Origin of the sequence: Winslowiella arboricola (assembly GCF_025527015.1) — a bacterium.
Lineage (GTDB): Bacteria > Pseudomonadota > Gammaproteobacteria > Enterobacterales > Enterobacteriaceae > Erwinia > Erwinia arboricola.
In genome coordinates this window covers 734,302-747,719 of record NZ_JAODIM010000043.1, presented here as the reverse complement: position 1 = coordinate 747,719, position 13,418 = coordinate 734,302, and the positions used below count along the sequence as shown (strand labels likewise).

At 54.8% G+C, this 13,418-nt stretch carries 11 protein-coding genes; 7 read left to right on the top strand and 4 right to left on the bottom strand.

Annotated elements, in window-relative coordinates; genetic code table 11:
- Positions 1-8: 8 nt before the first annotated feature.
- From N5923_RS20930 to N5923_RS20920, 3 genes are all read left to right on the top strand, one after another.
- On the top strand, positions 9-1,448 hold the full coding sequence (locus N5923_RS20930) for a YchO/YchP family invasin (protein ID WP_407704508.1): 1,440 nt from the start codon (positions 9-11) through the stop codon (positions 1,446-1,448).
- Between the two features lie 105 nt (positions 1,449-1,553).
- Entirely contained in the window at positions 1,554-2,474 is a 921-nt protein-coding gene (locus N5923_RS20925; RefSeq protein ID WP_267144150.1) for a bifunctional helix-turn-helix transcriptional regulator/GNAT family N-acetyltransferase, read from the top strand.
- Between the two features lie 118 nt (positions 2,475-2,592).
- The gene (locus N5923_RS20920; protein ID WP_267144151.1) at positions 2,593-3,498 is read left to right on the top strand and encodes a bestrophin family protein; all 906 of its coding nucleotides are present in this window, start codon (positions 2,593-2,595) and stop codon (positions 3,496-3,498) included.
- Between the two features lie 98 nt (positions 3,499-3,596).
- Here N5923_RS20920 and N5923_RS20915 read toward each other — a convergent pair whose 3' ends face one another.
- The 4 genes from N5923_RS20915 to N5923_RS20900 all read right to left on the bottom strand — a co-directional run bounded on the left by N5923_RS20915 (position 3,597) and on the right by N5923_RS20900 (position 7,819).
- Positions 3,597-4,670: a porin gene (locus tag N5923_RS20915; RefSeq protein WP_323372745.1), complete on the bottom strand. Its 1,074-nt coding sequence runs from the start codon at positions 4,668-4,670 to the stop codon at positions 3,597-3,599.
- Between the two features lie 545 nt (positions 4,671-5,215).
- Positions 5,216-5,377, bottom strand: coding sequence for a DUF2474 domain-containing protein (locus N5923_RS20910; protein ID WP_267144152.1), 162 nt, complete (start codon positions 5,375-5,377; stop codon positions 5,216-5,218).
- A gap of 10 nt (positions 5,378-5,387) precedes the next feature.
- Positions 5,388-6,398 carry a cytochrome d ubiquinol oxidase subunit II gene (gene cydB, locus N5923_RS20905; RefSeq protein WP_267144153.1) on the bottom strand — a complete coding sequence of 337 codons (1,011 nt, stop codon included), beginning with the start codon at positions 6,396-6,398 and terminating at the stop codon, positions 5,388-5,390.
- The gene (locus N5923_RS20900) at positions 6,398-7,819 is read right to left on the bottom strand and encodes a cytochrome ubiquinol oxidase subunit I (RefSeq protein WP_267144154.1); all 1,422 of its coding nucleotides are present in this window, start codon (positions 7,817-7,819) and stop codon (positions 6,398-6,400) included. Before N5923_RS20900 ends, cydB begins: the two co-directional genes overlap by 1 nt.
- A 508-nt stretch (positions 7,820-8,327) precedes the next feature.
- On the opposite strand from N5923_RS20900, the gene N5923_RS20895 reads away from it, so the two are divergent.
- From N5923_RS20895 to astB, 4 genes are read left to right on the top strand one after another with little or no spacing between them, the layout of a single operon-like run.
- Positions 8,328-9,548, top strand: a complete 1,221-nt coding sequence (locus tag N5923_RS20895) for an aspartate aminotransferase family protein (protein ID WP_267144155.1) — start codon at positions 8,328-8,330, stop codon at positions 9,546-9,548.
- On the top strand, positions 9,545-10,582 hold the full coding sequence (gene astA / locus N5923_RS20890) for an arginine N-succinyltransferase (RefSeq protein WP_267144156.1): 1,038 nt from the start codon (positions 9,545-9,547) through the stop codon (positions 10,580-10,582). Before N5923_RS20895 ends, astA begins: the two co-directional genes overlap by 4 nt.
- The gene (astD, locus tag N5923_RS20885; RefSeq protein ID WP_267144157.1) at positions 10,579-12,048 is read left to right on the top strand and encodes a succinylglutamate-semialdehyde dehydrogenase; all 1,470 of its coding nucleotides are present in this window, start codon (positions 10,579-10,581) and stop codon (positions 12,046-12,048) included. Before astA ends, astD begins: the two co-directional genes overlap by 4 nt.
- Entirely contained in the window at positions 12,045-13,373 is a 1,329-nt protein-coding gene (gene astB, locus N5923_RS20880; RefSeq protein WP_267144158.1) for an N-succinylarginine dihydrolase, read from the top strand. Before astD ends, astB begins: the two co-directional genes overlap by 4 nt.
- Positions 13,374-13,418 lie beyond the last annotated feature (45 nt).

Here is a 13,418-nt window from a genome sequence, read left to right as displayed (position 1 = left end):
TAGGTGTAATGGCATTCCGGCAGCGTAAACAGACGATCTCCGTGGTTTTGATGCTAAGCGGCATCGGGTTGCTTGTGCCCGGCGCTTACGCTCTGCAAACCGACACGCAAGTTCCCGACTATCCGTTTGAAAATCCCGCGCGATTTAGCGAACTGCAAAGCAGTTTGCCCGATCTCGGCAACTCCAGCGCCAGCAATGACTCGTTTGCCAAAAATCTGGCGACGGTGGCAAAAGATATTGGCGAAGCCAGTATGGACAGTGGTAATGACGATCCGCTGGGCAAGCAGGCCGGGCAGTGGGCGTTTAACCATTTTCGCGATGAAGTGGCGGAGCGGGTGGTCGATCGCGGACAAAGTCTGCTGTCGCCCTATGGCACCGCCAATCTGTCGTTGCAGGTGGATATGGACGGCAATCTGGATGGCAGCAGCGCCCAGCTGCTGACACCGTGGCAGGATAAATATCAGTACCTGACCTTTACCCAGCTTGGCGTGTCGCAAACCGATGAAGGCGCGACAGGCAATCTCGGTCTCGGCCAGCGCTGGTTCGCCGGTGACTGGCTGCTGGGCTATAACACTTTTGTCGACCGTCAGTTTGACAGCGGTATGCAGCGCGCCGGGGTGGGTACTGAAGCCTGGGGCGATTTCCTGCGCTTCTCCGCTAACTACTACCATCCGCTCTCCGGCTGGCGCAATCGTAGCAGCAGTTCGCAGATGCGACTGGCGCGCGGCTATGACATCACCACGCAGGGCTATCTGCCATTTTACCGCCAGCTCGGGGTTTCCCTGACGTATGAGCAGTATCTCGGCGACAATATTGACCTGTTTAACAGCGGCAGCAGTTACCGCAATCCGGTGGCGGTTAAAGTGGGCGTCAATTACACCCCGGTGCCGCTGCTGAGCTTTACCGCTTCGCATAAAGAGGGTGAGGGCGGCGAGTCGCAGGAGCAGTTTGGTATGAAGGTCAATTACCGCATCGGCGTGGCGCTCAGCCAGCAGCTGTCGGCAGATAATGTCGCTGAAGCGCGTTCGTTGCGCGGGAGTCGCTATGATGTGGTGGAACGTAATAACACCCCAGTGCTGGAGTTCCGTCAGCGTAAAACGCTGGGGGTATTCCTTGCCACGCCGCCATGGCAGTTACAGAGTGGCGAAACGCTGCCGCTGAAATTACAGATCCGCGCCAGCAACGATATCGCTCGCGTCAGCTGGCAGGGCGATACCCAGGCGCTAAGTCTGACGCCACCGGCCAATAACAGCGACCCGCAGGGCTGGTCGATTATTATGCCGCAGTGGGACAGCTCACCGGACGCCAGCAATGAGTACCGGCTGTCAGTCACGCTGGAAGACAGCAAGCAGCAGCGCGTAACCTCTAACTGGATCACCCTGAAGCTGTCACCGCCAATGACCCTGCAGAGTGCTGGCAATCCGGGCTACGATCTGATGGCGCCATAATCTGCACTACGCAGTTGCCAGCCATATCACAACGAGGTGACCTTTCTGCGCCTATATTAAGCAGGTAAATTTGCTTGTTTAACGCTGGCAACAGAGAGAACAGCCATGACCGACATGACGCTGTCTGAGCGTGCGGAGTTGGTGCGCCAGTTTAACCGTTTTTATACCCGACAGATTGACAGGCTTAATCAGCATCTGCTCAGCAGCGAATTCTCCCTGACTGAGGTGAGGGTGATGCATGAGCTGCTGATGCATCCGCAACTGACCACTTCCGCTATCTGTCGCCAGCTAAGTCTGAATATTGGCTATCTCAGCCGGGTAATTTCCGGGCTGGAAAACCAGTTACTGATCACCAAAACCCGTTCAACAGAGGATGCCCGCGTGATGCGGCTGCAGCTGACAGACAAAGGTCTGACGCGCATTGAGTTGCTTAACGCGCTGGCGCAGCAGCAGCTGATGGCGGTGCTGGAGCCACTTTCCGCCACGCAGCAACAGCAGCTGACCAATGCGATGAACCAGATTGAGGCACTGCTCGGCAACCCGGCGCCCGGATATATTCTGCGCGATCCATTGCCGGGCGATCTGGGGCTGGTGGTACATCAGAATGCCGTGCTGTATACCACGGAGTATGGCTGGAGTAGCGAGTTTGAAGCGATGGCGGCGGAGATTGTGGCGAAATATCTGCGGGAATTTGTGCCAGGCAAAGAGCGCTGCTGGATTGCCGAAAAAGGGGGCAAGCTGGTCGGCTCGGTTTTTGTGGTGCGTAAGGATGATGACACCGCGTGGTTGCGGCTGCTGTATGTTGATGCCAGCGCCCGCGGACTGGGTATCGGCCATCGGCTGGTGGAAGAAGCGCTGACCTTTGCCCGCCACGCGGGCTATAAAAAAATGGAATTGTGGACCAACAGCATACTGGTTGCGGCAGCGAAAATTTATCAGCAGACCGGCTTCAGGCTGACAGCAGAGGAAGCCCATCACAGTTTCGGCAAGGATCTGGTGGGGCAGGTATGGATCCGCGATCTGTAAAGACAATAAATGTCCTATAACCAGTTGCCATAAAAATGTGACTGATATCACAAAATAGTCCTTTCCAGCGACAAGGCTTTTTGCCACAATCGGCGAAAATTACAACCACCTGCACATCATGATCATCCGTCCCCATCGTCACTGGTTTTTACGCCTGTTTGCCTGGCATGGCTCAGTGCTGCCCGGCATTCTGTTTCGTCTTGCTCTTAATCTGGCGATGTCAGTTATCGCCATCTTCTGCCTTGGCTGGTATGAGTCGCTGGGCGTGAAGTTAACGCTGGCGCCTTTTAGTCTGCTCGGCGTGTCGATTGCCATCTTTCTTGGTTTTCGTAACAGCGTTTGTTATGCCCGTTTTACCGAAGCACGCCAGTTATGGGGCGGCTTGCTGATTGCCTGTCGTACCATTCAGCGGCAGGCGCTGGCTATCTGTCCTGCTGAAGTGCCGAAAGTGACGGCTTTACTGATGGCCTTTTGCTACAGCATGAAGCACCAGCTGCGCGGCAGCGATCCGCGCGACGATCTGACCCGCTATCTCGGCAGTGAAGCGGAGATTGTGCTGCAGCGGCGCGCACCGACCAATTTTATCGAGCTACAACTGTCGCAATGGCTGGCCGGGCAGCGCCGTCAGGGCAATGTATCGGATATAGTGTACGTCAATATGGACCAGAGTCTGAATCAGCTGACGCAGGTATTAGGTGGCTGCGAGCGCCTCGCCAGTATGCCGGTGCCTTTTGCCTACGGCCTGCTGTTGCATCGCACGGTGTATCTGTTCTGTACCTTACTGCCGTTTGCGCTGGTACCAGACCTGCACTATATGACGCCGCTGGTCTCGGTGTTTATCGCCTATACCTTCCTCTCGCTGGATACGCTGGCGGAAGAGCTGGAGACGCCGTTCGGCTATGCCAGCAACCATCTGCCGATGGATGCGATGTGCGCCAATATTGAGATCAATCTGCGCGAGATGAATAACGAAACGCTGTTGCCGCAGGCGATTCGCCCGGATGCAAAGTTCCGTGTAACCTGAGTGATAAGTTAACAAGAGAAGGGCAGCGTTTGCACGCTGCCCTTTTTATTTGCGGTTTGTCGACACAACAGAACCGCAACCAATGAGAGGGGACTAAATCAGAACTGGTAAGTCAGGCCAACACCGGTGACGTCATCGCTATTCACGCCGAGAGCGTTGTCGTTATCCAGCAGGTTGATTTTGTATTCTGCGTAGAACACCATGTTTTTATTGAAGTAGTAGTAGGTGCCTACCGCAATATATTTAAACAGGTCGACACTGCCGATCTCTTCAACATCTTTAGCTTTTGATGACACATAGGCCAGAGAGGGACGCAGACCATTCAGGAACTGATACTGAGCCACAGCTTCGAAGTTCTGTGCTTTGTTGGCGAAACCACCGCTAATTGGCGTGGCATTCAGCGTTTCGCCATACATGGTGGCCAGATATACCTGGTTAGCATCGTACTTAACTGAGGTAGCCCATGACTGTGCGCGCTCGCCTTCACCGCGTGACGCTGCGTTCTGGCCTTCAGTGCGATCAAGACTGGCGAAAGCACCGGTAAACGACAGGCCGAGGTCAAGGTTGTAAGCAGCTGACAGCGCATAACCATCACCGTTCGAGCGGCGAATGCCGTTAGAGTCGGTGCCGCGGTCGTTTTTACCCTGATATTGCAGGGCGAAATCCAGACCATCCACCAGGCCAAAGAAGCCGGTGTTACGGTATGTGGCTAAGCCAGTGGAGCGGCCAGCGAGGAAGGCGTCAGTGTAACCGGAGTCACCACCAAATTTTGGCAGCATATCGGTGGAGGCCAGCGCGTCATAAATCAGACCGTAGTTACGACCGTAATCGAATGAACCCAGGTCGCCATATTTCAGACCAGCAAAGCCTAAACGGGTTTTGTTGCCGCTCTGCGCATCCGCATCACTCTCAGAGTTATTACCCTGGAAGTGATACTGCCAGCGGCCATAGCCCGTCAGCTGATCGGTGATTTGCGTCTCGCCTTTAAAACCTAAACGGATATAGGTGGAGTCGCCATCATTGCTGTCATCTTTGGTAAACACATGTCCGGCGTTAATTTTTCCGTCCAGCGCCAGTTTGTTACCGTCCTTGTTATAAATCTCTGCCGCTTGTGCACTACCCAGCCCCAGCAGCAGAGGTACGACCAATGCAATTACGTTGTGCTTCATCATAAAAAGTATCCTGTAAATTATTTTTATTTGTGACGCGCTTTTGCGACCACCAAGAAAATGTCACAAATAATAAATTTACAATAAGAACATAAGTGTTACAAAATGTAAAAGAAGGGCATTTATCAAAATTAACGATGGTGAAACACGTTTTTTTCCTATGTTTATCATTTTTTCTTATTATGAATTTTTTCTGCCAGGTAAACGAGTAACTCGATAACCTACTGTTAATAGTGCTTTATTGCTTAAATGTTGCGCATTTAAGATATTTTGTTTAGCTGGCGTTCAACTTCACGGATTTTGCAAATAGTTCCTGCGGCATGTTCAGTGACAAAAAGCGCGTAACGCGTTTTTAGGCTTTATTTTCATTTGTACAGTTACAAATGTTTCTTGTCTGAAATATAAAATTATGCAGGTGGAATTATGATTTTAGAATTGATATCAGACGGGATAATACAGCGTGGTGTCAGTAGCGTGCTAATTATCATTGCCGGGCAGAAATAAAGCAGCGGTGAAAATATCACCGCTGCTGGCAGGTATGATTAAAATTAGTGAAGCTTTAACCCGGCGGCGCTCATTAATGCGCGAAACAGGCTGGCGATAATAAACAGCGCCAGCACACTGCCGAACCAGATAATCAGCATCCAGTACACTTTTTTCCACCACGGCTGCTTGAGATTTTTACGTGTCATCCGCTGGATAAATTGCATGGTTAACTCCTCAGTGATAACCGTGTTCTGGTTTAACCTTGCCGCGGAACACATAGTAGCTCCACAGGGTATAGACCAGAATAAGTGGGATAATAAACAGCGCCCCGACCAGCATAAAACCCTGGCTTTGCGGCGGTGAGGAGGCGGCGCGGAAAGTGATATCCGGCGGGATCAGGTTCGGCCAGATGCTGATACCCAGCCCGCTGAAACCGAGGAATACTAACCCCAGCGTCAGAATAAATGGCGCGTAATGGGCGTTCCGGTTCCACGCGCTGTGCCACAATCCCCACGAGACCAGCAGCACCAGTACCGGCACCGGCAGGAAAAAGAACAGATTAGGAAAACTAAACCAACGTGCGGCGATGGCAGCGTGGGACAGCGGCGTCCAGACGCTGACAATCGCCAGAATTACCAGCAGCGCCAGCAGCAGCGGACGGGCCAGCTTACGCATCCGTAACAGCAACTCGCCCTCAGTTTTGATAATCAGCCAGCTGCAACCCAGCAGTGCATAGGCGACCACTAATCCCAGCCCGCAGAACAGGCTGAACGGCGTCAGCCAGTCAAGGGCCGAGCCACTCCATGTGCGCCCCTCCACCGGAATACCGTTGAGGAAAGCGCCGAGCACCACACCCTGCGCAAAGGTGGCGACAAAGGAGCCGCCAATAAATGACTTATCCCAGAACGGACGGTGCGCGGGCGTTGCTTTAAAGCGAAATTCAAAGGCGACGCCGCGAAATATCAGCCCGATCAGCATAATCGTCAGCGGAATGGTCAGCGCATCGAGGATCACCGCATAGGCGAGAGGAAAGGCGCCAAACAGCCCGGCGCCACCCATCACCAGCCAGGTTTCATTACCATCCCACACTGGCGCGACGGTATTCATCATCACATCACGATCTTCAGTCTCCGGCACCAGCGGATAGAGCAGGCCGATACCGAGGTCGAAACCATCCATCACCACATACATCAGGATGCTGAAGACGATAATAATGAACCAAATCAGAGCAAGATCGATTCCCATTACTGTTTCCTCTGCGGTTGGTCAAATGCGTCATCGGCTGCGGAAAGCGGACGCGCAGGGGTGCGCGGTGTGCCGGGGCCGCCTTCCGGCGCATGTTCTTCATAAGGTTGTGGACCGCGCGCCACCAGCTTCAGCAGATAGATCAGACCGACGCCAAAGACTGAGCCATACACCAGCACGAACGCCAGCAGGCTGATCGACATTTGTAGCGTGCCATGCGCTGATACCGCGTCGCGGGTGCGCAGCAGGCCATATACTACCCATGGCTGGCGGCCAATTTCGGTGGTAAACCAGCCAGCCAGAATCGCCAGCAGACCGGACGGCCCCATCACCAGCACAAAACGGTGGAACCAGCGCTGATCGTAGAGACGGTGACGGAAGCGCAGCCACAGGCTCCAGACACCGGCGGTGATCATCAGCAGTCCCAGCGCCACCATAATGCGGAACGACCAGAAGACCACGGTTGAATTTGGGCGATCCTGCGGCGGGAAGCTTTTCAGCGCGGGTATCTGTTTATCGAGGCTGTGGGTCAGAATCAGGCTGCCGAGGTACGGTACTTCTAGCGCATATTTGGTCTCTTCCGCCTGCATATCCGGCCAGCCAAACAGAATCAGCGGGGTCGGTTCGCTGTTTTTATTCTCCCAGTGACCTTCAATCGCGGCGATTTTGGCTGGCTGGTATTTGAGGGTGTTTAAGCCATGGGCATCACCAATACCGGCCTGAATCGGCGCCACAATCAGCGCCATCCACATCGCCATTGAAAACATGCGTTTTACCGCCGGGCTTTTATTGCCGCGCAGCAGATGCCATGCCCCTGAAGCACCGACAAAAAAGGTGCTGGCAAGGAAGGCCGCGGTGGCCATATGCAGCAGGCGATAAGGGAAGGAGGGGTTAAACACCACTTTCAGCCAGTCGACCGGGATCAGCTGATTATTAACAATCTCATAGCCCTGCGGGGTATGCATAAAGCTGTTCGACGCCAGAATCCAGAAGGTGGACATCAGGGTGCCGAGCGCCACCATACAGGTGGAGAAGAAGTGCAGCCCCGGTCCCACCCGGTTCCAGCCAAACATCATTACGCCAAGGAAGCCTGCTTCAAGGAAGAAAGCGGTCAGTACCTCATAAGTTAATAGCGGGCCGGTAATACTGCCAGCAAACGCGGAAAAACCACTCCAGTTAGTGCCGAACTGATAGGCCATCACCAGTCCCGAAACCACACCCATACCGAAGTTAACGGCAAAAATTTTGAGCCAGAAATGATACAGATCGCGCCAGGTATCGTCTTTCGTCTTCAGCCATAACGCTTCCAGCACCATCAGGAAGCTGGCCAGCCCGATAGTGATGGCCGGAAAAATAATATGGAAAGAGACGGTAAACGCGAATTGTATCCTTGCCAGTTCGAATGCGTCTAAACCGAACATAGGCACCTCATTAGTGTCATTGCAATGCTTCCAAAAAGCAGAAAGAAGGGGCTGAACCAGCGTTCAGTCACTACAAGTGTAGAAGAGCTTTCAGTTAAACATGGCAAGCATAATGATAACAGACACAGTTATTTGAATTTAATGTATAACAGTTAACGCGTGCTGCGCACCATTCTGGTGCGTGATGTGCCAGTAAAGTGCAGTAACTGCTTCTTAATAAAACCAAATCCCATCATCGATCACAAAAGCCATATTTTATTTGGCCAATGCATAACTTCGCTTTTTTATATGCCGGCAGTGGCCTGCTTTCGGATTGTTATTCACTTTTTATGCATTAACGCTGCATATGAGATCGGTGTAACTTATTGATATTTGGTTACCACGATCATTTTATGCATTTTTAGCGCTGGCTGGCACGATGCGTGCAAATTACAGTAGAGCCGTGGTGAGTATTTTTATTAACATTTTTTAAACTTTTCGTTCACTTAGGGTGAGCAGTGAGGCCGCTATGCAACAGTCAGTATCACGTGAGAATTTTGATCAGTGGATGGTGCCAACTTATGCACCTGCCAGCTTTGTGCCGGTCAAAGCCGAGGGGTCTACGCTGTGGGATCAAAACCATAAAGATTATATCGATTTTGCCGGTGGCATCGCCGTAAACGCGCTTGGCCACGCTCACCCTGAATTGCAGCTGGCGTTGCAGCAGCAGGCGGCGCGTCTGTGGCATACCGGCAACGGCTATACCAACGAACCGATTTTACGCCTGGCGAAACAGCTGATTGACGCCACCTTTGCCGAGCGCGTGTTTTTCTGTAATTCCGGTGCGGAAGCGAATGAGGCGGCGCTTAAGCTGGCGCGTAAATATGCCCATGATAGTTTCGGCAACCAGAAGAGCGGTATCGTGGCGTTTAATAATGCTTTTCATGGCCGCACGCTGTTTACCGTGTCGGCGGGGGGACAGCCTGCTTACTCCAGAGATTTTGCGCCGCTGCCGGAAGCGATCAGCCATGCGGAATTTAACAATCTGGCCTCCGCCGCGGCGCTGATTAACGATGATACCTGTGCGGTGATTGTTGAGCCGATCCAGGGTGAAGGCGGCGTGTTGCCGGCAGAACCGGCCTTTTTGCGCGGGCTGCGTGAGCTCTGTGATCAGCATCATGCGCTGCTGATTTTTGATGAAGTGCAGACCGGCGTTGGCCGTACTGGTTCGCTGTATGCCTATATGCACTATGGCGTCACGCCGGATGTGCTGTCGACCGCCAAAGCGCTGGGCGGCGGTTTTCCGATTGGCGCGATGCTGACTACCGAGAAACTGGCGGCGGTGATGGGCGTCGGTACCCACGGCACCACCTATGGCGGTAATCCGCTGGCTGGCGCGGTCGCGGGCAAAGTCATCGAACTGATTAATCGCCCGGATGTGATGGATGGCGTGGGTCTGCGTCATCGCTGGTTTATCGACGGCCTGAATGCGATTAATCAGCGCCTGCATCTGTTTAAAGAGATCCGTGGCTTAGGATTGCTGATTGGCTGCGTGTTAAACGAGGATTACAGCGGTAAAGCCAAACAGTTTAACCTCGCCGCTGCCGAACAGGGGGTGATGGTGCTGATCGCGGGCGCCAGCGTGGTGCGTTTTGCGCCGTCTCTGGTGATCAGCGAGCAGGAAGTGAAGCAGGGTCTGGCGCGTTTTGAGCGTGCCTGCGAACAGGTGGTCAAAGGAGCAGGGGTATGATGGTAATTCGTCCCGTTGAGCGCGACGATCTGCCGCAACTGCTGGCGCTGGCGGGTAAAACCGGCGGCGGCCTGACTTCGTTGCCTGCCGACAGCGACACGCTGTCGGCGCGGATCGAACGTTCTGTCCAGACCTGGCAGGATGCTTTGCCGCGTGCGGAACAGGGATATGTATTTGTACTGGCTGATAGCGACAGTAATCGCGCGGTGGGCATTTGTGCGATCGAAGTAGCTGTGGGCCTGCAGGATCCCTGGTATAACTTTCGCGTCGGCACCCAGGTACATGCGTCGAAAGAGCTGAATGTCTATAACAACCTGCCAACACTGTCACTGAGCAACGACCACACCGGCAGCAGCGAACTCTGTACGCTGTTTCTCGACCCGGATTATCGCGACGGCAAAAATGGCTATCTGCTGTCGAAGTCACGCTTTCTGTTTATGGCGGAATTTCGCGACCGTTTTATGGATAAAGTGGTGGCCGAGATGCGCGGCGTCAGCGATGAAAACGGGCGTTCTCCATTCTGGGACAGCGTCGGCAGCCGTTTCTTTTCGATGGCCTTTGCCGATGCTGATTTTCTCAGTGGCACCGGGCAGAAATCCTTTATTGCCGAACTGATGCCGAAACATCCGCTGTATATCGACTATCTGTCGCCGGAAGCGCAGGCGGTGATTGGCCAGGTACATCCGCAAACCGCCCCGGCGCGGGCAGTGCTGGAAGCGGAAGGATTTCGCTATCAGCACTATGTCGATATTTTTGACGGCGGCCCGACGCTGGAGTGTGATATCGATCGGGTGCGCGCTATTCGTAAAAGTCGCCTGCTGACGGTCGTTATCAGTGATGCGCCAGCTGATGAGACGCTGCCGCTCTGTCTGGTCGCCAACAACGATTACCGCCGTTTCCGCGTACTGCTGCTGCGCGCCGATCCAAAATGCGACACCATCACCATTAACGCTGAGGTGGCCGCAGTGATGGCGTGTCAGCCCGGCGACAGCCTGCGGGTGGCGAAACTGTTTACCGAGGAGAAAAAAGCATGACGCACTGTATTAATGGTCAATGGATCACCGGTAGCGGTGACAACGTCACTAAAACCGATCCGGTTGACGGTGTCCTGCTGTGGAAGGGTAAAACTGCCAGCGCTGAGCAGGTGGTTGCCGCCTGTGAAGCGTCGCGTGCTGCCTTTCCAGGCTGGGCGCGTCGTCCGTTTGCCGAACGGCAGGCGATTGCGGAGAAATTCGCCACGCTGCTGGAACAGCATAAAGAGGATCTGACCGCCACTATCGCCCGTGAGACCGGCAAACCGCGCTGGGAAGCGCAGACCGAAGTGCAGGCGATGATCAATAAAGTGGCGATCTCGGTTAAAGCTTATCACGCCCGCACCGGCGAGCAGCAGCAGGGTGAAAGTGCCTTACGTCACCGTCCGCACGGTGTGATGGCGGTGTTTGGCCCCTATAATTTCCCCGGCCATTTGCCGAACGGCCATATTGTACCGGCGCTGCTGGCGGGGAATACCGTGGTGTTTAAACCCAGTGAACTGACGCCGCTGACCGCCGAGAAAACCGTGCATCTGTGGCACAGCGCCGGCGTGCCGGGCGGTGTGCTTAATCTGTTACAGGGCGGGCGCGAAACTGGCCAGCGGCTGGCGCAGGATAAACAGGTTGATGGCCTGCTGTTCACCGGTAGCGCGAACACCGGCTATCAGCTGCATCGTCAGTTCGCCGGGCAACCGGAAAAAATGCTGGCGCTGGAGATGGGCGGCAATAATGCGCTGATTGTGGAAGATCCTGATGATAGCGATGCGGCGGTGCATATTGCTATTCAGTCAGCCTTTATTACCGCCGGACAGCGCTGCACCTGTGCGCGGCGCCTGCTGGTAAAACGCGGCGCCAGCGGCGATGCCTTCCTGGCGCGTCTGGTGGCGGTCGCCGGCCGACTGCGTGTCGGACGCTGGGATGATGAGATTCAGCCGTTTATGGGCAGTGTGATCTCGCCGCAGGCGGCAGAACGTATTTACCACGAGTGGCAGGCGCGGGTGGAGGCCGGTGGCAAGGTGCTGCTGGATATGCAGTGGCCGCATCACGACAGCGCGATCCTGACGCCGGGGATTATTGATGTCACTAACCTGAAAAATCTGCCGGATGAAGAGGTTTTTGGTCCGTTGCTGTCGGTGATCCGCTACGACGATTATGACCATGCGATTCATCTGGCTAATAGCACCCGTTACGGCCTCTCATGCGGGTTGATCTCACCGGATCGGGCCAAATTTGACCGGTTGCTGATTGAAGCGCGTGCCGGAATGGTTAACTGGAATAAACCGCTGACCGGCGCGTCCAGCAGCGCGCCATTCGGCGGTATTGGCGCTTCCGGCAACCATCGCGCCAGCGCCTGGTATGCAGCAGATTACTGCGCATGGCCGATGGCTTCGCTGGAAAGCCCGCAGTTAACCTTACCCGCCACGCTGTCACCGGGGCTGGATTTTAGCGCTACAGGAGAGCAGCAATGAAGGCCCGCGAAGTCAATTTTGATGGTCTGGTGGGATTAACCCACCATTACGCCGGGCTGTCATTTGGTAATGAAGCCTCGACGCGTAATCAGCATCAGCAGTCCAATCCTAAACTGGCGGCAAAACAGGGGCTGCTGAAGATGAAAGCGCTGGCGGATCTCGGCTTTGCGCAAGGAGTGATCCCGCCGCATGAGCGGCCAAATATTGCGGCGCTGCGTCAGCTGGGATTTAGCGGCAGCGATGCGCAGGTGCTGGCAAAGGTCGCGAAGCAGGCGCCAAAGTTGCTGTCAGCGGTGAGTTCCGCCTCGGCAATGTGGGTGGCGAATGCTGCTACCGTATCGCCCTCGGCGGACAGCGGCGATCGCCGCGTGCATTTCACCGTCGCCAATCTGAACAATAAATTCCACCGCGCGATGGAGGCGCCGACCACGCAGGGATTACTGAGCGCAATTTTTCGCGATGCGCAGTACTTCTCCATCCATCCGGCGCTACCGCAGGTGGCGTTATTCGGTGATGAAGGGGCGGCCAACCATAACCGTCTCGGCGCTGAGTATGGCGATCCCGGCCTCCAGCTGTTTGTCTATGGCCGTGAAGAGGCCGGCAGCGGCCTGATCCCGGCGCGCTATCCGGCGCGGCAGACCCGTGAAGCCAGCGAGGCGGTGGCGCGTCTGCATCAGTTACCGGCCAGCGGCACGCTGTTCGCGCAACAGAATCCGGCGGTGATCGACCAGGGCGTGTTTCATAACGATGTGATTGCGGTCAGTAATCAGCAGGTGCTGTTCTGCCATCAGCACGCTTTTCTTCATCAGCCACAACTGCTGGCGCAGCTGCAACAGCAGGTCAGCGGTTTTTGCGCCATTGAAGTGCCGGATCATCAGGTATCGGTCAGTGATGCGGTCAGCACCTATCTGTTTAACAGCCAGCTGCTGAGTCGTGAATCAGGCGAGATGCTGCTGGTGCTGCCGGAAGAGGCGCGTCAGCATCCGGGTGTCTGGCGTTATCTTAATGAATTAGTGGCCAGCGGCGGGCCGATCGGCGAGATGAAAGTGTTCGACTTGCGCGAGAGTATGTGTAACGGTGGTGGCCCGGCCTGTTTACGCTTGCGTGTGGTGCTTACCGCGCAGGAGCAGGCTGCGGTAAATCCGGCGGTGATGATGAATGATCATCTGTTCGCCACCCTCAATCAGTGGGTAGATCGCTTCTACCGCGACCGTCTGTCAGCGGATGACCTCGCCGATCCACAATTGCTTACCGAAGGGCGCGAAGCGCTCGATCAGCTGACGAAGCTGCTAGACTTAGGCAATGTGTACGATTTCCAACAGTAATCATGGATGAAACCTCAGGGCGTTGACGTCGCCGCGTAACGCCCT

What these genes read in the sequence shown, in the direction of transcription:
- cydB (WP_267144153.1), bottom strand. Translation starts at nt 6,398, where the DNA reads ATGGGAATCGATCTTGCTCTGATTTGGTTCATTATTATCGTCTTCAGC.
- N5923_RS20915 (WP_323372745.1), bottom strand. Translation starts at nt 4,670, where the DNA reads ATGATGAAGCACAACGTAATTGCATTGGTCGTACCTCTGCTGCTGGGG.
- N5923_RS20900 (WP_267144154.1), bottom strand. Translation starts at nt 7,819, where the DNA reads ATGTTCGGTTTAGACGCATTCGAACTGGCAAGGATACAATTCGCGTTT.
- N5923_RS20895 (WP_267144155.1), top strand. Translation starts at nt 8,328, where the DNA reads ATGCAACAGTCAGTATCACGTGAGAATTTTGATCAGTGGATGGTGCCA.
- N5923_RS20910 (WP_267144152.1), bottom strand. Translation starts at nt 5,377, where the DNA reads ATGCAATTTATCCAGCGGATGACACGTAAAAATCTCAAGCAGCCGTGG.
- N5923_RS20930 (WP_407704508.1), top strand. Translation starts at nt 9, where the DNA reads ATGGCATTCCGGCAGCGTAAACAGACGATCTCCGTGGTTTTGATGCTA.
- N5923_RS20920 (WP_267144151.1), top strand. Translation starts at nt 2,593, where the DNA reads ATGATCATCCGTCCCCATCGTCACTGGTTTTTACGCCTGTTTGCCTGG.
- N5923_RS20925 (WP_267144150.1), top strand. Translation starts at nt 1,554, where the DNA reads ATGACCGACATGACGCTGTCTGAGCGTGCGGAGTTGGTGCGCCAGTTT.
- astD (WP_267144157.1), top strand. Translation starts at nt 10,579, where the DNA reads ATGACGCACTGTATTAATGGTCAATGGATCACCGGTAGCGGTGACAAC.
- astB (WP_267144158.1), top strand. Translation starts at nt 12,045, where the DNA reads ATGAAGGCCCGCGAAGTCAATTTTGATGGTCTGGTGGGATTAACCCAC.
- astA (WP_267144156.1), top strand. Translation starts at nt 9,545, where the DNA reads ATGATGGTAATTCGTCCCGTTGAGCGCGACGATCTGCCGCAACTGCTG.